The sequence below is a fragment of the Amycolatopsis halotolerans genome (assembly GCF_042647905.1).
GTDB classification, from domain to species: domain Bacteria; phylum Actinomycetota; class Actinomycetes; order Mycobacteriales; family Pseudonocardiaceae; genus Amycolatopsis; species Amycolatopsis halotolerans.
In genome coordinates, this window is the sequence record NZ_JBHRWI010000003.1 from 179,999 (window position 1) to 200,755 (window position 20,757).

At 70.0% G+C, this 20,757-nt stretch carries 18 protein-coding genes and 1 pseudogene; 5 read left to right on the plus strand and 14 right to left on the minus strand.

The features are described 5' to 3' along the window. Positions 1-62: 62 nt before the first annotated feature. A complete protein-coding gene (locus ACFORO_RS02265) occupies positions 63-788 on the minus strand; it encodes an alpha/beta hydrolase (RefSeq protein WP_377868979.1) in 726 nt (241 codons plus the stop codon). Between the two features lie 81 nt (positions 789-869). Between ACFORO_RS02265 and ACFORO_RS02270 the strand changes: the two genes are divergently transcribed. Then, positions 870-1,598: a sugar isomerase domain-containing protein gene (locus ACFORO_RS02270; protein ID WP_377868832.1), complete on the plus strand. Its 729-nt coding sequence runs from the start codon at positions 870-872 to the stop codon at positions 1,596-1,598. A 113-nt stretch (positions 1,599-1,711) separates the two neighbouring features. On the opposite strand, the gene ACFORO_RS02275 is transcribed toward ACFORO_RS02270, so the two are convergent. Continuing rightward, a complete protein-coding gene (locus ACFORO_RS02275) occupies positions 1,712-3,577 on the minus strand; it encodes an ABC transporter ATP-binding protein (RefSeq protein WP_377868831.1) in 1,866 nt (621 codons plus the stop codon). Between the two features lie 235 nt (positions 3,578-3,812). Between ACFORO_RS02275 and ACFORO_RS02280 the strand changes: the two genes are divergently transcribed. After that, positions 3,813-5,123, plus strand: a complete 1,311-nt coding sequence (locus ACFORO_RS02280) for a glycosyltransferase 87 family protein (protein WP_377868978.1) — start codon at positions 3,813-3,815, stop codon at positions 5,121-5,123. On the opposite strand, the gene ACFORO_RS02285 is transcribed toward ACFORO_RS02280, so the two are convergent. The 9 genes and pseudogenes from ACFORO_RS02285 to ACFORO_RS02325 form a co-directional block, all read right to left on the minus strand. After that, entirely contained in the window at positions 5,110-5,319 is a 210-nt protein-coding gene (locus ACFORO_RS02285) for a helix-turn-helix domain-containing protein (RefSeq protein WP_003071237.1), read from the minus strand. The two genes, ACFORO_RS02280 and ACFORO_RS02285, sit on opposite strands and share 14 nt — an antisense overlap. 179 nt (positions 5,320-5,498) lie before the next feature. Continuing rightward, positions 5,499-6,473 carry an ABC-F family ATP-binding cassette domain-containing protein gene (locus ACFORO_RS02290; protein WP_377896483.1) on the minus strand — a complete coding sequence of 325 codons (975 nt, stop codon included), beginning with the start codon at positions 6,471-6,473 and terminating at the stop codon, positions 5,499-5,501. Between the two features lie 75 nt (positions 6,474-6,548). Beyond that, positions 6,549-7,136 (minus strand): annotated as a pseudogene (locus ACFORO_RS02295) (ATP-binding cassette domain-containing protein); the annotation flags it as partial. Positions 7,137-7,294: 158 nt separating this feature from the next. After that, positions 7,295-7,972: an acVLRF1 family peptidyl-tRNA hydrolase gene (locus tag ACFORO_RS02300; RefSeq protein ID WP_377868830.1), complete on the minus strand. Its 678-nt coding sequence runs from the start codon at positions 7,970-7,972 to the stop codon at positions 7,295-7,297. A 50-nt stretch (positions 7,973-8,022) separates the two neighbouring features. Then, complete coding sequence (locus tag ACFORO_RS02305; protein WP_377868829.1) at positions 8,023-10,830, minus strand: S8 family serine peptidase; 2,808 nt, start codon at positions 10,828-10,830, stop codon at positions 8,023-8,025. Between the two features lie 268 nt (positions 10,831-11,098). Continuing rightward, a complete protein-coding gene (locus ACFORO_RS02310; protein WP_377868828.1) occupies positions 11,099-11,809 on the minus strand; it encodes a barstar family protein in 711 nt (236 codons plus the stop codon). A 46-nt stretch (positions 11,810-11,855) separates the two neighbouring features. Next, positions 11,856-12,389: a hypothetical protein gene (locus tag ACFORO_RS02315; protein ID WP_377868827.1), complete on the minus strand. Its 534-nt coding sequence runs from the start codon at positions 12,387-12,389 to the stop codon at positions 11,856-11,858. Continuing rightward, complete coding sequence (locus tag ACFORO_RS02320) at positions 12,386-12,877, minus strand: GNAT family N-acetyltransferase (protein WP_377868826.1); 492 nt, start codon at positions 12,875-12,877, stop codon at positions 12,386-12,388. The genes ACFORO_RS02315 and ACFORO_RS02320 overlap by 4 nt, the downstream gene beginning before the upstream one ends. Before the next feature lie 40 nt (positions 12,878-12,917). Continuing rightward, the gene (locus ACFORO_RS02325; protein WP_377868825.1) at positions 12,918-14,480 is read right to left on the minus strand and encodes a deoxyguanosinetriphosphate triphosphohydrolase family protein; all 1,563 of its coding nucleotides are present in this window, start codon (positions 14,478-14,480) and stop codon (positions 12,918-12,920) included. A 38-nt stretch (positions 14,481-14,518) separates the two neighbouring features. On the opposite strand from ACFORO_RS02325, the gene ACFORO_RS02330 reads away from it, so the two are divergent. Both ACFORO_RS02330 and ACFORO_RS02335 read left to right on the plus strand, forming a co-directional pair. After that, on the plus strand, positions 14,519-15,625 hold the full coding sequence (locus ACFORO_RS02330) for a lycopene cyclase family protein (protein WP_377868824.1): 1,107 nt from the start codon (positions 14,519-14,521) through the stop codon (positions 15,623-15,625). Positions 15,626-15,769: 144 nt separating this feature from the next. Next, positions 15,770-17,449: a GGDEF domain-containing protein gene (locus tag ACFORO_RS02335; protein WP_354738412.1), complete on the plus strand. Its 1,680-nt coding sequence runs from the start codon at positions 15,770-15,772 to the stop codon at positions 17,447-17,449. On the opposite strand, the gene ACFORO_RS02340 is transcribed toward ACFORO_RS02335, so the two are convergent. Next, the gene (locus ACFORO_RS02340) at positions 17,433-18,077 is read right to left on the minus strand and encodes a response regulator (protein ID WP_377868823.1); all 645 of its coding nucleotides are present in this window, start codon (positions 18,075-18,077) and stop codon (positions 17,433-17,435) included. The two genes, ACFORO_RS02335 and ACFORO_RS02340, sit on opposite strands and share 17 nt — an antisense overlap. Continuing rightward, positions 18,074-19,273 (minus strand): sensor histidine kinase, encoded by a 1,200-nt coding sequence (locus ACFORO_RS02345; RefSeq protein WP_377868822.1) that lies wholly within the window; start codon positions 19,271-19,273, stop codon positions 18,074-18,076. Before ACFORO_RS02345 ends, ACFORO_RS02340 begins: the two co-directional genes overlap by 4 nt. Positions 19,274-19,356: 83 nt before the next feature. Here ACFORO_RS02345 and ACFORO_RS02350 point away from each other — a divergent pair, with 83 nt between their 5' ends. Beyond that, positions 19,357-20,082 (plus strand): class I SAM-dependent methyltransferase, encoded by a 726-nt coding sequence (locus ACFORO_RS02350; protein ID WP_377868821.1) that lies wholly within the window; start codon positions 19,357-19,359, stop codon positions 20,080-20,082. A 52-nt stretch (positions 20,083-20,134) separates the two neighbouring features. On the opposite strand, the gene ACFORO_RS02355 is transcribed toward ACFORO_RS02350, so the two are convergent. Beyond that, positions 20,135-20,677 (minus strand): snapalysin family zinc-dependent metalloprotease, encoded by a 543-nt coding sequence (locus ACFORO_RS02355; RefSeq protein WP_377868820.1) that lies wholly within the window; start codon positions 20,675-20,677, stop codon positions 20,135-20,137. Positions 20,678-20,757: the final 80 nt, after the last annotated feature.

The following is a 20,757-nucleotide window of genomic DNA, read 5'->3' on the forward strand; positions in this document are numbered from 1 at the left end:
CCCTTCCCCATGATATTCCCGCTTCGTCCCGACTGCCTTCGCGACCGGGCCGCGCCCTCCGGTTACCCCGGGATGCGCAACCGGTCGCCGGAAGGGCGGGACCAGGCCTGACGGAGAGTCTCGTCCGTCTCGCCCACTCCGATCCGGTCCAGTGTGAAAGCACACATCAGCCGGGTCCAGACCGCGGGACGGCGGAGCATCGAATGGCCTTCCCCGGCGATCTCGAACCGCGCCACCAGGTCGGTGACCTCGCGGGCGCGCGCGGCGAAGGCGTAGGACTCGGCGGGCGAGGTCATCCGGTCGCGGGTGCCGTGCGCGATCAGCACCGCGCGGCCCGCGACGGCGTCCACCGGCTCGCCCTGCGGCGTCCACGGGGCCATCGCGCACACCCCGGTCACCGCCGGATCGTCGGCGACCCGCAGCGCGACGCGGCCGCCCATGGAATGGCCGACGAGGACCACCGGGAGCCCGGGATGGTCGGCGCGGATCCGGTCCAGGGCCCAGCGGGCGTCCGGCACCGGGCTTTCCATCCGGTCGTTCCAGCCGTACAGCCGGTTCCGCATCAGCCGGACTTCCAGGCCGTGCCGTTTTCCGGCCCGGTGCAGCGAACGGGCCAGCGGCACCATGCGCTGATACGCCAGCCGCCACGGCTGGACGACCGCGGTGCTGCGCTCGGCCCCGCCGTGCAGCACGAGCGCCACCGCGCGGGTCTGCCCGGGGGCCCGCCACGCCCGCACGGCCGGATCCGTCCGGCCGCCTTGCCGTTTCCCGTTCACCGGCACCCCCATTCCGATCAACTCCACGGTAATCCACCACGAAGCGTGTCCACCCGATAGATTCGGTGCCCGGACCCGCGAGGAAGGGCAGGTGTGGTGAGCGCCACGGATCTCGTGAAGAGCACTTCGGACCAGCTTGCGGCGGCGGCGGAGGCCAATGCCGCGCAGGTGTCCGCCGCCGCGGACCTGCTGCTGGGGGTGATCCGGGCCGACGCGCTGGTCTTCACCGCGGGCGCCGGGCACTCGCTGGCCGCGGTCGCCGAGACGTTCTACCGCGCGGGCGGGCTCGCCTGCGTGTATCCGGTGTACCACCCGGAACTGCTGCCGCTGCACGGCGCGCAGCACAGCACGCGCACCGAACGCCGTTCCGGGCTCGCCGAAGAGGTGCTGGCCGAACGCGCGCCGGGACCCGAGGACGTGCTGGTCGTGTTCTCCACGTCCGGCGTGAATCCGTACCCGGTCGAACTGGCCGCCGGCGCACGTCGCCGAGGCGCCGCGGTGATCGCGGTGACGTCGCGGGCTTGTGTGGCGGCCGCACCGCGCCGGTCCGCCACGACGTTGGTCGAGGAAGGCAGTGTGGTGCTGGATTCGCTGGTGATTCCCGGCGACGCCAGCTATCCGGCGTCCGCGCCGCGCACCGGGCCGCTGTCCACTGTGGTCAATGCGTTTCTGTGGAACCTGATCCTGGCCGAGGTTTACGACCGGGGCACCGCCGAAGGGCTCGACGTTCCGCTGTGGCGCAGCTCCAATGTGGAGGGCGGCGACGCGGCGAACGCGGCGCTGCTGGCCAAGTACGAGCCTCGCGTGCCCGCCCTGCGCTGACCCCGCCCCGCGCCACGCGCCCCAATGTGGCATTGGGTGCGCCAGACGCACCCAATGTGGCGTTCGGTGCGTCACATGCACCCAATGCCACATTGGGGCGGTCCTGGCCGGGGTCAGGCGGCGGCGGGTTCTTCCGAGAACTGCGTGTGGTACAGCTCCGCGTACCGGCCTTCCTTCGCCAGCAGTTCGTCGTGCGTGCCGCGTTCCACGATGTCCCCGTTTTCCACCACCAGGATCAGATCCGCCGCCCGCACGGTCGACAGCCGGTGCGCGATCACCAGCGACGTGCGGCCTTCCAGGGCTCCGGTGAGCGCTTCGCCCACCGCGGCCTCGGATTCCGAATCCAGGTGCGCGGTCGCCTCGTCCAGCACCACGACCTTCGGCTGCGCCAACAGCAATCGCGCGATGGTGAGCCGCTGCCGTTCGCCGCCGGAGAGCCGGTAACCGCGTTCGCCGACGGTCGTGTCCAGTCCGTCCGGCAGCGAGTGCACCAAATCGCCCAGCCGCGCCTTTTCCAGCGCGGCCCAGATCTCGTCGTCCGTGACTTCCGGGCGCGCGTAGCTCAGGTTGGAGCGGATCGTGTCGTGGAACAGGTGCCCGTCCTGGGTCACCACGCCGACGGTTTCCCGCAGCGAAGCGAAACTCAGCTCCTTGACGTCCACATCGGACAGTCGCACCGAACCGGCGTCCACGTCGTACAGCCGCGGCAGCAGCGAAGCGATCGTCGATTTGCCCGCACCGGACGAACCGACCAGCGCGACCATCTGCCCGGCTTCCGCGCGGAAGCTGAGGCCGTGCAGCACCTCGTCGCCGCCTCGGCTGTCCAAAGTGGCCACGTCCTCCAGCGAGGCGAGCGAGAACTTGTCCGCCGCCGGGTAGCCGAACCGGACGTCGGAGAACTCGACCGAAACGCCGCCCTCGGGCAGCTTCTTCGGCTCGGCCGGCTCCTTGATCATCGGCTCCAGGTCCAGCACCTCGAAGACCCGCTCGAACGACACCAGCGCGGTCATCACGTCCACGCGCACGTTCGCGAGCGCGGTCAGCGGCGTGTACAGCCGGGTCAGCAGCAGCGCCAGCGCCACCACGGTGCCCGGTTCGAGCTTCCCGGTGAGCGCCAGGTAGCCGCCGAGGCCGTAGACGAGCGCCTGCGCGAGCGCCGACACGAGCGTCAGGCTCGTCATGAACCAGCGCGTCAGCATCGCGGTCCGCACGCCGATGTCGCGCACGCGTCCGGCGCGGAGGCCGAAGTCGGCGACCTCCTGGCGCGGCCGGCCGAACAGCTTCACCAGCGTGGCGCCCGGCGCGGAGAACCGTTCGGTCATCTGCGTGGTCATCCCGGCGTTGAGTTGCGCGGCCTCGCGCTGCAGTCCGGCCATGCGACGGCCGAGCCGCCGGGCGGGCAGTACGAAAATCGGCAACAGCACCAGCGCGAAGAGCGTGACCTGCCACGAGAGCGACACCATCACGATCAGCGACAGCACCAGCTGGATCACATTGGTGACCAAACCGGACAAAGTCGCGGTGAAGGTGCGCTGCGCGCCGATCACGTCGTTGTTGAGCCTGCTGACCAGCGCACCGGTGCGAGTGCGGGTGAAGAACGCGATCGGCAGCTTCTGCACGTGCTCGAACACCGCCACGCGCAGGTCGAGGATGATGCCCTCGCCGATCCGCGCGGACTGCCAGCGTTCGGCGAGGCCGAGCCCGGCGTCGAGGATCGCCAGCACCGCGATCACGACCGACAGCCAGATCACCACGTTCAGCTCGTGCTTGCCGACGATCGCGTCGACCACCTTGCCCGCGAGCACCGGCGTCGTCACGGCGAGCACCGCCGAGATCACGGTGAGCACCAGGAAGGCCAGCAGCCGCACCCAGTGCGGCCGGGCGAACCGCGCGACCCGGCGGACCGTGCCCCGGGTCAGCGCTTTCGGCGCGTCGCCCGCCCGCATGGCGGAGCTCAGCAGCGCCCAAGTGTTGTCCATTGGAGTGTCCCCCAGCTCGTGAAAACCTCTAGATTAGTTGAACTTTTTTCCGGAGATGACCTGCACAACACCGGGACGCCCGGCATTCTTCCCGATGTCCGTGAGGGGAACCCTCACGGACTCTGATTCCCTCAGGGTTCCCCTCACGGACCTGGGCCCGGGCGGGGCGGCGGGGCTCGGTAGCCTGGCGTTTCGGGGTCGGCGAACCGGGGAGGAAACGCGGGTGCAACTGCTGATGGCCCCGGCGCGGGCCGGAACAGCACATCCCGTGCGCGTCGTCGCGTGGGATCTCGTCTTTTATCTCGGCTGCTTCGCCTTCGCGCTCGGCACCGCGCTCGCTTCGGAGTTCTACGGCTACCGGATCTGGGGCAATTTCGCCGTCGCCGGATACGGATTGGCCGCCGCGCACAGCGCCTGGCTGACGATTTCCGCGCGCCGCGGAATGCAAACTGACGGCAAATTCGGGTCGCGCTGGATCGGTATCGGCGCGGTTGTCGTGTTCGCGATGTGCGCGCCGTTGGCGATGCTGGTGATCCGGCGGCTGACCGGAACGGACTGGCTGATCACCCCGTTCTCCTGGGCCGCGCAGCCCGAGGTGTGGGTCATCGAACGCAGCGCGGATCTGTTGCTGCGGCACGGAACCCCGTACGTCGACTTCGCGACGCTCGGCCGCGCACCGGAAGTGAACGACTACACGCCGTACGGGCCGGCGATGACCGTCTTCGGGCTGCCGCGCGCGCTGCTCGGCGGCAATCCAGTCCTCAATGCACTGACCGACGCGCGCTGGATGTTCGCGCTCGCCGCGGTGATCTGCGCGTACGCGTCCTGGCGCCTGCTGAACCGGCCTCGCATTCCGGTTTTCGCCGCACAGCTCGCGATCGCCTGTCCGCTCACCGCCCTGACCTGGGCGGTCGCCGGTCCGGACCTCGCGATCGTGGGCCTGCTCGTGCTGACGTTCGCGCTCGCTTCTTCCGGCCGTCCAGGATGGACTGGTTTCGTGCTGGCGCTGGTGATCAGCGCGAAACTCATCGTCGCGCCGGCTGCCGCGGTGCTCGCGGTCTTCGTTTACCGGCGAGCGCGCGGCGAAAATCCTTGGGCCGCAACGGGTCGCTTCGCGGGCGCGCTGGCCGCGACGACGATCGCGCTGCATCTGCCGGTGTATCTGGCGAACCCGGCCGCGTTCACCGAGCACGTGATCCGTTTCCCGCTCGGCATGGGCACCGTCCGTTCCCCCGCGGCGAGCCCGCTGCCCGGGCATCTGATCAAGCAGTTCGTACCCGCGGGCACCGCGATTTCCCTGGTGCTGGTGGGTCTTGCGGCAGTGGCGATGCTGATCTGGCTGGCACGCCGGCCCCCCGCGACGGGATCCGCTGCACTGACGCGAACCGCCGTCGGACTCGGCGCGTTGATCCTTCTCACTCCGGCCACCCGGTACGGCTACCTGGTGTACCCGCTGGTACTCCTCGGCGCCGCGCTGACCTTCCGGGACTCCGGACCGACCGCGCGCCCCCCGCGCAACGGCCGCGCTGACGCTACTTCTTCTTGACCCGCGTGGCCCCGCCGCGCCCCCGCAGCTGGACCCCGGACTCCGACAGCACCCGGTGGACGAACCCGTAGGACCGTCCGGTGGATTCGGCCAGCGCCCGGATGCTCGAGCCCTTCTCGTATTTCTTCTTCAGGTCAGCGGCCAGCTTGTCGCGCGTGTTGCCGGTGATCCGCGCGCCTTTCTTGAGATCAGCCACGTCGATCGCCTTCCCGCCGAGTGGTTGTTCCGGGCCATTCGCGGCCCCTGCCGGGGCAATGATCGAACACTACGCGCCGGATTGCCAGACGACAGCCGTAAAACGATCGAAACCGCGATCACATTGGGCCATTCCAGTGCTTTGCCCGACACGGTAAGCACCCGAACGGACGCACTCGGTCAGGCAAGCTGGACAAGTTCAAGATAATCCGGGGACCAGTGGTCCTCGGTTCCGTCCGGAAGCAGGATCACGCGCTCGGGTTCGAGCGCCTCGACCGCGCCCGGGTCGTGCGTCACCAGCACGACGGCTCCGGCGAAGCTGCGCAGCGCGTCGAGAACCTGCGCGCGGCTGGCCGGGTCCAGGTTGTTCGTCGGTTCGTCCAGCAGCAGCACATTGGCTTGGCTGGACACGAGTCCAGCGAGTGCGAGCCGGGTCTTCTCGCCGCCGGACAGCGTCCCGGCGGGCTGGTCGAGCTGTTCGCCGGTGAACAGGAACGAGCCGAGCAGGTTCCGCAGCTCCTGCGCGCCGGTGTCCGGCGCGAGATGGCGGATGTTTTCCCACACCGACGCTTCGTGGTCGAGAGTTTCGTGTTCCTGTGCGTAATAGCCCAAACGCAATCCGTGACCCGGTTCGACGGATCCGGTGTCCGGCGTTTCCATTCCGCCGAGCAACCGGAGCAATGTCGTCTTTCCGGCGCCGTTCAATCCGAGCACCACGACCTTCGAGCCGCGGTCGATCGCCAGATCGACGCCGGTGAAGATCTCGAGCGAACCGTACGACTTGGACAATCCGTCCGCGGTCAGCGGCGTGCGCCCGCACGAGGCCGGTTCCGGGAACTTGATCCGGGCGACCTTGTCCGCCTGGCGCGTCTCGTCGAGCGAGGAGAGCATCTGCTCCGCGCGCCGGGCCATGTTCTTGGCCGCGACGGCCTTGGTCGCCTTCGCACCGAGCTTCGCGGCCTGCGCCTGCAGCGCGGACGCCTTCTTCTCGGCGTTCGCGCGCTCGCGGCGGCGGCGCTTCTCGTCGGTGGCGCGCGCGTCGAGGTAGCGCTGCCAGCTCATGTTGTAGATGTCGATCTCGCCGCGCGTGGCGTCGAGGAACCACACCTTGTTCACGACGTCGCCGAGCAGCTCGACGTCGTGGCTGATCACCACGAGGCCGCCTTCGTGCTGCTTGAGGAAGCCGCGCAGCCAGTTGATCGAGTCGGCGTCGAGGTGGTTGGTCGGCTCGTCCAGCAGCAGGATCGTCTCGGATTTGCCGCCTGCGCCCGCCTCGGCGGCGGCGAAGAGGATCCGCGCCAGCTCGACGCGGCGGCGCTGGCCGCCCGACAGCGTGCTCAGCGTCTGGGCGAGGATGCGGTCGGCGAGGCCGAGGTTCGAGCAGATCCGCGCCGCTTCGCTCTCCGCGGCGTACCCGCCGAGCGAGGAGAACCGCTCCTCGAGCCGCGCGTAGCGGTTGATCGCCTTGTCCCGCTGCTTCTCGTCGACCAGCTCGGACATGGCGGTCTGCGCCTTTTCCATGTCGCGCAGCAGGGTGTCGAGGCCGCGCGCGGACAGCACGCGGTCCTTCGCGGTGACCGACAGGTCGCCCTCGCGCGGGTCCTGCGGCAGGTAGCCGAGTTCGCCGCTGCGGCGGACGTCGCCGGCGTGCGGTTCGCCCTCGCCCGCGAGGACTTTGAGCGAGGTGGTCTTGCCCGCGCCGTTGCGGCCGACGAGACCGATGCGGTCGCCGGACTGGATGCGGAGGGTGGCGCCGTTGAGCAGGATGCGCGAACCGGCGCGCAGCTCAAGGCCGGTGGCCGTGATCAAGAGAACTCCCGGAGACGGGGGCGGTCAGATGGACGTGCTGGAGCGCCCCGGCACCGCGTGCGATGCGGGGCGGGCGGTTATTCTCTCTGAATCCGCACCAATGCCCTGATGACCACGGACCCAGTGTACGGGTCGGCGTCGAACGGTTTTCGCGGCCGTGTCCGGATTCACTCAGGCCCTGCTGTCGGCTCCCTCACCACCAGCTCCACGGCGCGTGCCCGCTGTGCCGCCTCGGCCAGCACCTCGCGGCGCGGTTCGGGGATCTCCAGCACGCGCGGCTCGGCCCGGTCGAACAGCTTGGCGAGCCGACGGTCGGCGCGCAGTTCGCCGAGTGCCCGCCGGTCTCCGCCGAGCACCACAGCGTCCATTTCGGACAGTCTGGGCAGCAGGACTTCGCACGCGTCCTGAGCGGCCGAGTGCAGTGCGGCCCGTGTCTGGCCTTCCCTGCGGCGCGCGAAGCGTTGCTGCGACCAGCCGCCCGCCGCGGTTCGGCCTTGCACGTGGTGGCGGTCGGTTCTGGAGAGGACCACGCGGCCGTCGTAGGCGAGTCCGAGCGAATGGCCGCCTTTGCGGACCAGCAGCAGCGCGATGAGTCTTGGCGTTTGTGCGTGCCGGATCAACGGCTCCACGGCCAGCCCGGGGTACTCGCCTTGAGTCGGCAACGGTCCAAACGGGACAGTCGCGATGGCCGTGGTGCCGTTCTCCGCGGTGATTCGCACTTCGGTCGCGGTGAGAAGCGTGGTGCGCACGCCGTCGTTGCGTTCGGCGAAGCGCGCGAACCAGCCGTCGAGCCGTTCGGGCGGGACTTCCACCGCCCGTCCGCCGCCCGCGACCTGCCGTGCCATGCCGGAAACGGTACGGGGCCGCCGCGCCTGGCGACGGCCCCGCATCCTTCTCAGACGAGCTGAGGCCGCACCGGCCCCGTGGTCACCGTCTTGTGCACGTCCGCCGGATGCCCGGCCGGGACGTACCCGTTGACGTGCAGCGAAACGCTGCGGATCGAACCGGTGTCGCCGCCCGCGGTGTCGACGACCTTGAACGTCCAAGTGCCGTCCGCCGAGACGCCCGCCTGGGTCTGCGGCGTCACCGGCCGGTAGGTGCCGGTGAACGGCGCGTCCGCGGACCCGGTCGAGCTGAACAGCTTGGTCGCCGAATCGTCGAAGACCACCTGGCAGAGGTTGTTGCCGCTGCCGCCGCCCTTCTGGAACAGCGTCGCCGTCGCGCCGGACGGCGAGGTCAGCGTGCCGACCAGGTCGTTCACATAGGTGTGGTCGATGCCGACCGTGGTCGCCTTCTCCGCGGCGGTGCAGGTGGCGCCGTCGATCGAGAGCGACACCTTCGAGGCGGGGCCGACCCCGCTCACCACGAGCGGGACCGAAGCGCCGAGCGGCGAGTTGTCCGGAATCGCGACCACCGGGCCCGCGTAGGCGAACGCCTGCGAAACCGGCGACGGCGTGCCGACCGGCAGCGAATACGTGCTGGTGCGCGGCGAGTACGACCCCGCGAACGTCACCTTCGCGTTGAGCACCACCGGCGAGCCGAGCTGCTGGTTCGCCGGAACCGTGACGGTGAAATCGTTGATTCCGGTCTGTCCCGGGCTGATCGTGCCGTACGACTTCGCCCGCGGTTCGATCGTGACGCCCGGGGTCGGCGAAGTGAGCACGACGCTCGTGGACACCGCGGCACCGTCGCCGTTGTTCTTCACCGGCAGCGTGACGGTCGCGGTGTCACCAGGGTTGAGCGTGCTGCCGCCGTTGGGGCCGCGGACCGCCGGCTGCCCGGCCTCCGCGTACGGCTGCGGGCTGGCTCCGGTGTACGCCAACACCTTGTCCGCCAACAACACTCCGGCACCGGTGAGGTTGTCCGTTCCCGGCGCTTCGATGTCCACCGCGGTCTTCAGGAACGCCTCGCGAATGTCCGAAGAGGACAGTCCGGGGTTGCCGGACAGCACCAGGCTCGCGATCGCGGCCGCGTGCGGGGCGGCGGCCGAGGTGCCGAAGAACGGGTCGAACCCGCTCACCGAGGTGTGCACGCCGTCCGCCGCGGTGATTTCCGGCTTCTGCCGTACTTCTCCGCCGGTCGAGGACACGTCGCCCGGCGTGATCGGCGTTCCGTTGGCTTCGTAGAACACGCGTCGCGGACCGTCCGAGCTGAACCGTTCCGCCTTGCTGGCAGCGGAATACGCCGCCGGATACGGTCCGGTCGGGTTCGCCGGGTCGCCCGGTTCGAGCGGCCGTCCGAACGCCGCTTCGGCCGGTGCCGCCGCCACCGCGAACGCCTTGCGCGCCGCCGCGTGGCCGACGACCGCGCCCGGTGTGGAGTACGCCTTGAGCCCGTCCGCGGAATCGCGGAACCGGCTGCCGAACGCGGTCAGGGAGAGATACCGGCCGGCCCCGGAGAACTTCACCACGGCGAGCCGCAGACCGGTGCCGCCGAACAGCGGGGTAGCCAGCTGCTCGTACGGGTCCTGGGTGCCGTTCTGGACGTCCTGGCTGAAGCTCACGACGTTGCCGCGCGCGTCGAGGAGGTAGAGGTCGTAGTCGTCGGCGGCCGCGCCGAGCGGGTCGGACCAGTGCAGCGTCACCGGGATGTTGGCCGACGACGCGTCCGAGATCGGTTCGAAGACCTGCTTTCCGGCCGCGCCCGCGAAGTTGTGCGCCGTGCCGGCGTATTTGCCGATCGAGATTCCGGAATCGACAAAGTCGCCTTCCCAGTGTGCCGCGGTGCCGTCGGCGACGTTGCCCTCGTTGCCCGCGGAGGAGAAGTAGAGCGCGCCGTCGGCCGTCACGTCGTTCACCGCTTGCGCGATGATCCAGTCCTGGAAAGGGGATTCCTTGAAGTAAATGACGTCGTCGACGATGACGTCGCAATGCGCTTCGAAACGCAGCTTGCGGATGTTGTCGGCGAAACTCGCGTCGGAGGTGAATGCCGTGGCGAAACCGAGCTTCGCGTTCGGGGCGAGGTCGTGGATGATCTCCAGCATCGCCGTGCCCTCGTCGCCGCTGCCGGCTTGTCCGGTCAGGACATCGACCGCCGGAAGCTCGCCCTTGGTGCGGGAAACCTCGAGCGAATCGACCCCGTCGGACAGCGCGCAAGCCTTTACGCCGGTGCCGGTCACGCCGAACTGCTGGCGCGCTGTGTCCGCGTTGTGCGCCCGGTCGCCCGCGCTGACCACCTGCGTTGTGGTTCCGATCGCTTCCTTGAGCTGCCGGTCGATGCGGTCAGCCTTCTGCTGCTTGGTTTCCTTGTCGTCCTTGGTGTTTTCCCGCTGCCGCGCCGTCATCGCCTGATCCGCGGTCTCGACATGCTTCACGTCGTCGCGCTTCGCGATTTCCGGCAAGGCGGTCAACGGCACCTCGGCGCGGATGCTCGCCGCCGTGCTCGACACCGCGCGCACCTCGGCCCCGGCCTCGCGCAGGTCGTTGACGAGCCCGTCGCTGACCTTCGTGACGCGGATGTCGACCAGCGCTTTGTCCGCGGTCTTGGCGATTCCCGGCAACGCGGCCGCACTCAGGCTCCGCGTGCGCATCTTCTCCTGGACGAGCAGTTTGCTGTCTATTTTGGACTCAGTCGCGGTCTGTCCGGCTTTGACCGCCTGCAATGCCGCGATCTGGCTTTTCGCAGTGGCGTCCGCAGTGGACTCCTGCGCTCCGGCGATGGGCGGTGTCGCCAGCCCGGCGGCGAGCACCGCCGCGGCGACCACGCCCGTCCGTCTTCTGGCGGTCCTTGTCGAGGCTCTAGGTGAACGGGTACGACGCACGTGCGCCTCCGATCTCACACCGCGTGCCCCGACTCACGCTGGCCAACGCCGGTGATCACCGGCTGGATCCAGCTAAGTACCACTTCTGTCCGGGAAAAACGGCCGTTGGGGTGACGTTGGTCAGGCAATATCCGTTGCCCGCCGGACGTCGTAGGCCGTTCGGCCGAGCCAGCCGTCTCTTGTCTGCGCGGCCCGGCACCGGATTCGCCGGTCAGCGCAGTGCGACTCGGTGCGCGCCGAAGATTTCCGTGACCACGGTCACGAAGTCCTCGCCCAGGACCCGGCGGGAGATTTCGGCGGCACTCCAGACCACCGAATAGTGGTGTCCTGTCTCGGATCCGTTCCGGACACAGTCGTCAAGCGCGTCCAAGTTGCTGCCGAAGTAACCGCCTGGGCCGTTCGCCGCCTCGCCGATGGCGCAATAGAACGAATCCTCCGACGACAGGCCCTGCCCGTCGATGACGATGTCGCCTGTGCCGTATCGCAGCGCGCGCTTCCCCGAGGTGAACCACGCGTTTTGTACGACGTGCAGCCAGTCGCCGTGCTGGGTCGCGGGATACCGCGTCCACTCGCGAGGCAGGATCGAGCCGCGGCTCCATCGCGCCCAGATCTCCTGCGCGTGGGGATACGGTTCGCCGCCACCGCACCGGACTTCGAGGCTGATCGACCCGTCGGGCGCCCGGGAAATGTTCTTCTGCCGCAGTTCGAGACGGCCGAGGCAGTAACTGCCGATCGCTTTTCCGGAATCGTCGACCACTTCGATGACCGCATCGTCCACAGTCGCTGGCGGGGCCGCGCCGCTGATGCCTTCGAGGACTGCCTTTCCGGCGGTTGTCTCGTCGACAAAGAAACCGGAGAGCGACTCGAAGGCGAGCACGAAGTCCGGCCGGTCTTCCTCGGAGACAACCCGATACAACGGCATCCGAGATCTCCCGCTTCCCATTCCCCAGCCTCTCAAGGCGCGCCGTTCACCCGGTCCCGTAGTTCTCTGCCAGCGCGGCCGCGTACTCGTCCGGAACCGGCCCGCGCCCGCCGAGCGCCATCCACACGTACGACTCCACCGCTCCCGCCGCGTCCAGGAACGGGCCGAACCGCTCGCGCCATCCGTCGCGGGCGGCGGCGTCCGGGAAGCCTCGGAAGACCGCTATCTCGGGACCGCGTTCTCCCCAGCAGCCCCACTTCCCGGACGGGCCCGTCACCGCGACGACGTCCGCCGACACGGCGATCGAGTCCAGGAATTCGTCGTCCGATCCGTGTCCGATCGCGGTCCAGTAATCGTCCTCGTCCGCATGAACGGACAACGAAACCGCCCGGGAAGCACCTGGCACCAGAAGTTCGACCCGGTCGTCGCCGTGCCAGCGGGCCATCTCGCGAAGCGCGGGCCAGAGTTCCGGAGCCAGCACCGCGTCGTACTCGCAGAACAGCGAATCCCCTTGCGGTTCCCGGAATACCTGACCCGGCAGCCGGGCGGCGAGAGCGAAAACCTCCGCGAAGCGAATCACAAATCCAGCCACATGATGCGCAACCCGACCCGCCCCTCCACCGGATGCCGAAACGCCCCCGGCGCGACGCCCAACGTCACGAACCCCAAACTCTCGTACAACCGGATCGCGTGCACGTTGGTCTCCACCACCGCATTGAACTGAACCGCCGCGAACCCAGCCCGCCGCGCCCACGAGACCAGGTCGGCAACCAACGCCCGCCCCACCCCGGAGCCGCGCGCATCGCGGGACACCATCAAGCTCCCCGACGCGACATGGCTTCCCGGGCCTGGCCGGTTCGCGTACATGTTCGCCGTGCCCAGCACCCGGTCCCCGGCAACAGCGACCACGACCCGCGCCGGGGCGGGCACCAGCCACTGCCGACGTGCGTCCGGTTCGCTCATGGCCGGGTCGTACGGGAACGTCTGCTGCTCGGTCACTACATCCCGGATGATCGGCCAGATCCCCGGCCAATCGTCGGCACCGGCTTCCCGGATCACCAAAGACATCTGCCTACCGTGCTGATCAGACACCGCCCCCGCAACCTATTTACAGCACAAAGGAATCCGACCAAGGCTGGCTCGACCGCCCCGACAACGCGTCCAGCAGCGTCACTGCCTGCTTGTCCGTCAGCGAAGCCACGAAGTCCACGACCGCCCGGCCGCGAGCCAGCCCGCGCACCGCGTCCGCGCCCTCGATTCGCTCGCCGGTCGCGCCGACGAGCAACTCCGGCGCGATCCGGGCCAGGTCCGAGTACTCGCCGTGGGCCAGTTCCAGGAGGTCGTGCAGTCGACGGGGCAGCCGGGAGGCCTCGTCGCGGTCCAGGAGCCAGGCGTCCAGCGCGTCCACCAACGTCGTGACGAGACTGGCCTGGCCGCGCTGATGCAAGGCGAGATCGGGGCGCAGCAACACAAATCGCCGGTGGACGAACTTCAGGACCTGCACCTCGTGCCACTGCGCGGGCCGCAGCGAGACGTGGCCGGACCGCGTCGGGGGCGACGACAGGACGAAAACTCCGTCCACCAGCCGCGCCATCCAGTTCGCGGAAAACGCTGCAGTCGCTTGTTCGGCTTCGGTCGAGCCGTCGAAACCGTCCGCGAGCAAGCCGTCGACCAGTTCGCGTTGGACCCGCGCGACGGCCGCGGCGAAGGCGTCGTCGTCCACGATCCAGCTGTCCTTCAGGTGCATCCGGCGGCGCATCCGCTCCAGGGAACGGCCTGGGCGGCGGATTTCCGCGGTCAGCCGGGCATCGTCCAAAGAGGCCAGATCGACGGCGTGCGCCAGCCACTCCCCCAGCTCCGCGGCAACCGGGGCGTGCTGCAGGACGCCGATGCGGTGGAAATCCTGCAGGTCGTGGATCGCGTACGCGATGTCGTCGGCAGTGTCCATTACGGACGCTTCCACCGTCTGCTGCCACGGCTCGATCCGCCCGGCGAACGGGGCGCGCGCCTGTTCGAAGTCGTCCAATTCCGTGACATAGGCGGAAAACTTGCTCGCGCCGGTGCCGGGAGCATCGTCCGGCTCAGCGGCGCCACGGGGCTGTGACGGCATCTGGGTCGGGTGCGGCTGCGGGTAATGCAGGCGGGCCCACGGGTACTTCAGGACCGCGGCACGGACCGCGGTGGTCAGGTCCAGGCCGATGGCGGACGGGCCGCGCACGTCCGTCGTGGTGATGATGCGGAAAGACTGCGCGTTGCCCTCGAAACCGTCGGCGAGGCCGAAGCGGTGCCGCGCGATCCGGTCCAGGGTCTGTTCGCCGAGGTGGCCGAACGGCGGGTGCCCGAGGTCGTGCGCGAGCGCGGCGGCCTCGCACGCGTCCGGGTCGCAGCCGCCGAGTTTCGCGGCCAGTTCGGCCGACTCGCTCGACCCGGTGATCCGCTCCGCGATCCCGCGCGCGACCTGCGCGACCTTCAGGCTGTGCGTCAGCCGGTTGTGCAGCAGCCCGGCCCCGCCCGCGCTGACCACCTGGGTGACCCCGCCGAGCCGCGCGAAGAACGGCGACGCGGTGATCCGGTCGCGGTCGACGCGGAACGGGCTGGTCGCCAGATCGGTGAACCCGCCTGCCCCGTTCGCCGGGTCCCGGCGCGCTGCCCTCGGATCGGTCTCGTCCATGTGTCCCACCGTATCCGGCCGTCCGGCAGGATTGCGGGATGACCGACGTGCTGGTGGCGGGCGGCGGCCCGGCCGGACGGGCGCTGGCGGCCGCGTGCGCCCGGCGAGGGCTGGAAACGGCCGTGCTCGACCCGGATCCGCACCGAAAGTGGCCGAACACTTACGGACTGTGGGCGGACGAAGTGCCTGAGCTGCCGGACAAAGCCATCGCGGCGGCTCCGGCGGCGACGCTCGCGTTCGGGACCCGCGAGCACCGGGTCGATCGCGCGTATCGGGTGCTCGACAACGCCGGTCTGCGCGAGTGGCTCACCGAGCCGAAGGTCCAGGTCGTCCCGGGCAAGGTGACCGGCGCGGAGCACGGGCCGCACGGTTCGACCGTCCTGCTCGCCGACGGTCGACGGCTGGCGGCCGCGGTGTTCGTTGACGCGTCCGGCGCGCCCAAGCTGCGTGCCCCGCGCGCCGAGCAGACCGCGTACGGGCTCGTGCTGCCCGCAGACCAAGCAGCGCGACTGGCTCGGGCCGACACCGCGGTGTTCATGGACTGGCGCGACGGCACGGACAGCTTTCGCTACCTGCTGCCCCTCGGCGACGGCTCCGTACTGGTCGAGGAGACGTCGCTGGCCCGCAAGCCCGGACTCCCGGTGTCCGGACTGGCCCAGCGGCTGCACACCCGGCTCAAAGCGGAGGGAATCCGTCCCGCGGGCCGGGTCGAGCGGGTGCGGATCGTGCTCGACGTCCCGCTGCCGAAGCGCGGCCAGGCGGTGCCGTTCGGGGTCGCGGGCGGACTCGTGCACCCGGCGACCGGCTACAGCCTCGCGACCGCATTGCAGCTCGCGCCTCGCGTCGCGGATGCGCTCGCGGACTCGTTCGACGCGGGTCCAGCAGCAGCGGCCAGCGCGGCCCGGAAGGCATTGTGGCCGGCCGAAGCGCGCGCTGTGCACGTCTTGCGCCGCCACGGACTCCGTGCATTGTGCGGAATGTCACCCGCCCAGTCGGCGCAATTTTTCGACCTGTTCTTCGATCTTCCGGTCCCGGCGCAGCGCGCGTTCACCTCCGGTCGCGCCGACCTTCCCCGCACCGCCGCGACCATGGCAAACCTGTTTCGCACCGCTCCGGCCGGGATCCGCCGGAGGTTGCTCGGCTGACGCGGCGCCGGGAATTTTCCCGCTCCCGATCGAGGGAACGTGAAAGCATTTTGTTAGTCCGTTCCGGTGGCCAAAGTGCCGCCCTGGTGAACATCAGCTGACAACGGTTTCGCAGCCCCCTTCGGCGATGCGAGTATCGCCCCCGTGACGACGCTGCGAGCGGTCCGATTCGCCTTCCAGCCGATGTACAGCCTGCACACCGGCGGGGTCGTCGCGTACGAAGCGCTGGCCCGGCCGGGCCGGGGCACGGCGCACGAACTGCTCGCCGAGGCCCGTCGCGCGGGCAGACTCACCGAGGTCGACCTCGGGCTGGCCGCCGCCGCGGTGCGCCAGGAAGCCGAGCGGCCCAGCGCGCTCCCGCTGCACCTCAACCTTTCCGCGCGCACGCTCGCGTCGCCGACGGAGGCGTTCGACGAACTGATCGCCGAACTCGGCGCGGCCGGGCGCCGCACCCGCGACGTGGTGCTCGAGGTCGGGCCGCCGTTCACGCATCTGCCCACCGGCCGCCTGCTCGACGGCATGCGCGCGCTCACCGAGCAGGGCTTCCGGCTCGCGCTCGACGGGCTCGGCCGCGGCGACCTGCCGCTGGCGCTGCTCGCGCAGTCCCCGGTGGACCTGGTGAAACTCGACCGCAGCGTGCTGCGCGGCCTGCCCGGCGACCCGGCGTCGACGGCCGTTGTGGAGGCGTTGCTGCACTTCACGACGCGCACGAACATCCGGCTGGTCGCGACCGGGATCGAGACCGAGTCGCAGCTCGACGCCGCGCAGCACCTCGGCGTCCGGATCGCGCAGGGCAACCTGCTCGCGCCGCCCGCCGCGCACCGGTCCGCGCCCGCCGCCGGCGCGGTCGTCCCGGAGGACCGGCGCTCGCCCGCGCCGCCGCAGGCCCCGCGCGTCGGCGATTTCCTGCGCCCGGCCACCACCTTGCCGGTGGACGCCACCTGCGACGACGTCCGCGAGGTGCTCGCCGCCGCGGACGCGCCGAGCGGCGTGGTCGGCGTCGACGCGGACAACCGTCCACAGTGGTCAGTCGACCGGACGCGCTTCCTCGTGACCATCACCGGCCCGTACGGACATGCGTTGCACGCGAAGCGTTCCGCGGCAAGGCTTGCGGACAAACCACATCTGATCGAGGCGGGCGCGAGCGCGCTGGAGTTCCTCGAACTGGTCACCGACGCCGACTGGGGCCGCACCGGGGACGACGTCGTGGTGGTCGACGCGTCCGGGCATTGCCTCGGCGTGGTGCTGGTGACCGAGGTCGTGCGCGGCGTCGCCGAGGCGAAGGTCGAGGAGGCGGTGACGCTCAGCCCGCTCACCCGGTTGCCGGGCAGCGAAGCGGCGGCGCGCGACGTCGAACGCCGGATCGCCAGCGGGGAGCAGTTCGTGGCGGCTTGGCTGGACGTCGACGCGTTCAAGTCGGTCAACGACAACGCCGGTTTCGCCGCGGGCGACGACCTGATCCGCGCCCTGGGCGAAGCCCTCACCGACCTCGCCGGACGGCTGCCGCGCATGCGCGTGAGCCATGTCGGCGGAGACGATTTCCTGATCGTGTGCGATGTGGACGAGATCGGGACGGTCGCCGCGGCTTTGCTGGACACGCACTGGTCTGCCGAGGGCATGCCGGTCACGGTGTCGCTGGCGACGCTCGTGTGCGGGAGCGGGGCCATTCCGTCCTATCGGGACGCTTCCCGGCTGCTCGCACCGCTGAAGAAACGCGCCAAAGCGGTCCCCGGATCCAGCTGGGTCCTCAGCCGCCCCGGCAGCGACCGGGTCGAGGTGCTGCGCGGCATCGGCCGGGACGTCGCCATCAGCCGGTCGGCGTGACGAAGCCCGACTCGTAAGCCCGGATCACCGCCTGCGTCCGGTCCCGCGCGCCCAGCTTCGACAGCACGTTCCCGACGTGCGTTTTCACCGTCTGCAGCCCCAGGAACAGCTCCGCGGCGATCTCCCCATTGGACAGTCCGGCCGCCATCAGCCGCAGGACGTCGCGTTCCCGTTCGGTCAGGAAGTCCAGCGGAGCGACCGCACCCGGGGCGCGGCGCGCCGCCATTCCCCGGATCGCGGCCGGGAACAGCAGCGAATCCCCCGCCAGCACTGTCCGGATCCCGGCGACGATCTCCTCCGGCCGAGCGCGTTTCAGCAGGAATCCGCTCGCCCCGGCGAGCAACGCGTCGTACACGTAGTCGTCGTTTTCGAAGGTGGTCACCACGATCACCTTCGGCGGTTCGTCCATAGTGGACAGAAGATGCCCGGTCGCGCGGATTCCGTCCACCGCGGGCATCCGCACGTCCATCAGCACGACGTCCGGCCGCAGCCGCGCGACCAGTCCAGGCACCTCGGCGCCGTCGGAGGCCTCGCCGACCACGGTCAGGTCCGGTTCGCTGTCCACGATCGCCCGCAGCCCGGCCCGGATCAGCCGTTCGTCGTCCACCAGCAGGACTCGCACGCTCACCGGTTCCCCCACGGCACCGTCACCACGACCTCCCAGTTTTCGCCCACCGGTCCCGCCGACAGCTTGCCACCCACCAGTTCCGCCCGCTCCGCCATGCCCCGCAGACCGCGGCCGCCCCGGGCGCGCGACGGCCGGGCCGAGCCGAGCGGGTTCGCGACCGCGGCCCGCACCTGCCCGTCCGCGACCGCCAGCGCGACGCTGACCGGCACCTTCCCCGCGTAGCGCACCGCGTTGGTGAGGCATTCCTGCAGAATCCGGTACACCTCACGGGAAACCACCGCCGGCACCGCGGCGACATCGCCCCGCACCTCGTAGCGGCAATCCGTGCCGGACTGCTGCGTCACGGTGATCAGCGCGGGCAGGTTGACGAGACCCGCGTGCGGCGTCCGGTCGCGGGCTTCGTCGCGGAGCAGGCCGAGCACGTGGTCGAGGTCGTCGAGCGCGGTGCGGGCCGATTCCTCGATCGCGGTGAGCGCTTCCTCGGTGAAGCCGGGATCGGTGTGCAGCGTCCGCCGCGCGGCTCCGGCTTGCAGCGTGACCACGGAAAGCGCGTGGCCGACGGAATCGTGGAGTTCGCGCGCGAGCCGGGTGCGTTCGGCGAGCAGATCGGTGCGGCGTTCGAGCTGTGCGATGCGTTCGGCGGCGGACCAGCCGAGCAACCGGGCCGCCGCGCGGCGCAGCAGCCCGCCGGCGCCCCACACGACGTAGATCAGCACGACGAAAGCCGCGATGAACGCCGCGGGCAGCCACGCCGAGGCCCAGCCGCGCGGAACCGTCAGCTGGAAATCCGGCGTGTCGACAAGCCGACCGGTGAAGACCGCGTTGATCGCGAACCCGAATCCGGCAGGCACCGCGAGCGTCGCGAGGCCGACAATCAGCCCGGACCCGACGTGCAGCACGAACATCGCCGCGCACCGCAGCCGTCCGCGTCCGGGCGCGGGCTGGGCGAGCAGTTCCCGCACCGCCGCCGCCTCCAGCACCCGCACCGCGGGCAGGAACGCGGTCGCGGCCAGCACGGCGAGCGTCACGACGAATCCGGCGAGGCTCGCCCATCCCACGGTCGTGGTGAACGGCATCAGCGACGGCATCGCGATCATCGCGAGAAGCAGGTACGGCACGCTGAGCGCCGCGCCGAGGATCAAGTACACCCACCGGCGATAGGTGACCCCGCTGACCAGCGGACGGAAGAAACGCACCCGCCAATCCTGACAGGCGGCCCCGGCGGGCGCCTCCCTCCAGGGCGGGACCCGGCCGCCGATTTTCTGGCACTGTGGGTCGCATGCCTCCGGAAGAAAGCGCCGTCGTCAACGATTACGATCTGCTGGCCGAGAGCTACACCGCCATGTCCGACACCGAAATCCAGAACGCCTACTACGAGCGGCCCGCCGTGCTGGCGCTGGCCGGGGACGTGGCCGGGCGGCGGATTCTCGACGCGGGCTGCGGCGCCGGGCCGCTGACTGTCTCGCTGCGCGAACGCGGCGCGGAGGTCTCCGGATTCGACCTCAGCAGCAGCATGCTCGAGATCGCCCGCCAGCGGCTCGGCCCCGACGTGGACCTGCGCGTCGCCGACGTCGCCGAGCCACTCCCCTACGCGGACAACGCGTTCGACGACGTCGTCGCCTCGCTCGTGCTGCACTACCTGGAGGACTGGGGCCCGACGCTCGGCGAGTTCCACCGCGTCCTCAAGCCCGGCGGACGGCTGATCGTGGTGGTCGACCACCCGTACGCGATCCACATGCTGCAGCGCCAAGCCGGGCAGGAGACCGACTATTCGGCGACTTACGAGTGGACCGAGACCTGGGAGATCGACGGCCGCACCATGCCGATGAGCTTCTGGAACCGGCCGCTGCACGCGATGACCGACGCGTTCACCGCCGGCGGGTTCCGGATTTCGGTGCTGAGCGAGCCGAAACCGGTGCCGGAGGCGGAGGCGTTGTTCCCGGAGGACTACCGGATGTTGTGCGTGAGCCCGAGTTGTTTGTTCTTCGTGCTGCAGGCGGAGTAGGGGGTCGTGAGTGCGGCTGCCGGTTCTCACCGGCAGCAGCACTCACGAGTCCTCAGTAGACAGTCGTCGTGACCCGAGTCCCCGCAGCCCGGACCCCGTTGGCCCACAACTGCTGCACCTTCGCCGTTTCCTGCGCGTCCGGCTTGGCATTCGTGCAGGACGTGCCCGGCCCGTGCCCCGACATCAGCTCCGTGCACGGCCCCTCGTAGTGGTCCGGCAGCCCGAGGTTGTGGCCGAGTTCGTGCGCGGCGATGCGGGTCGGGTCGTAGCCCTCGGCGACCTGGCTCGTGTCCAGGTAGACGTCGCCGTTGCCGTGCCCGTCGGTTTGCGTGTACGAACCGCCGCTGGTGACCTCGTGGATCTTCACCGTCGCCTTGCCCTCGTCCTTCACCAGCTGGACGTCGCTGACCGCCGCGTTCCAGTTGGCCGCCCCCTGGTCGATCTGGGCGACGTAGTCCGGCGCGCCCGCCGAGCTGTAGTAGACGGTGGTCGCCGCGGCGGCGGACGCGGCGGGTGCGGTCGCCAGGCCGAAACCCAGCGGAGCGGCGGTCGCCATGGCCAGTGCGGCGATCCGCCGGAACCCTCGTGCGTGCATCGTGTCCTCCGTACCTCATCGAGAAAGCAAGCAACCCTTGTCCGCTCGACGACGTTAGAAGTTCACCACCGGGGCGACTA

Excerpts from the sequence above, each read along its gene's own strand:
- ACFORO_RS02310 (WP_377868828.1), bottom strand. The coding sequence starts at position 11,809 with ATGCCGTTGTATCGGGTTGTCTCCGAGGAAGACCGGCCGGACTTCGTG.
- ACFORO_RS02330 (WP_377868824.1), top strand. The coding sequence starts at position 14,519 with ATGACCGACGTGCTGGTGGCGGGCGGCGGCCCGGCCGGACGGGCGCTG.
- ACFORO_RS02280 (WP_377868978.1), top strand. The coding sequence starts at position 3,813 with ATGGCCCCGGCGCGGGCCGGAACAGCACATCCCGTGCGCGTCGTCGCG.
- ACFORO_RS02300 (WP_377868830.1), bottom strand. The coding sequence starts at position 7,972 with ATGGCACGGCAGGTCGCGGGCGGCGGACGGGCGGTGGAAGTCCCGCCC.
- ACFORO_RS02350 (WP_377868821.1), top strand. The coding sequence starts at position 19,357 with ATGCCTCCGGAAGAAAGCGCCGTCGTCAACGATTACGATCTGCTGGCC.
- ACFORO_RS02355 (WP_377868820.1), bottom strand. The coding sequence starts at position 20,677 with ATGCACGCACGAGGGTTCCGGCGGATCGCCGCACTGGCCATGGCGACC.
- ACFORO_RS02325 (WP_377868825.1), bottom strand. The coding sequence starts at position 14,480 with ATGGACGAGACCGATCCGAGGGCAGCGCGCCGGGACCCGGCGAACGGG.
- ACFORO_RS02275 (WP_377868831.1), bottom strand. The coding sequence starts at position 3,577 with ATGGACAACACTTGGGCGCTGCTGAGCTCCGCCATGCGGGCGGGCGAC.
- ACFORO_RS02320 (WP_377868826.1), bottom strand. The coding sequence starts at position 12,877 with ATGTCTTTGGTGATCCGGGAAGCCGGTGCCGACGATTGGCCGGGGATC.
- ACFORO_RS02265 (WP_377868979.1), bottom strand. The coding sequence starts at position 788 with ATGGGGGTGCCGGTGAACGGGAAACGGCAAGGCGGCCGGACGGATCCG.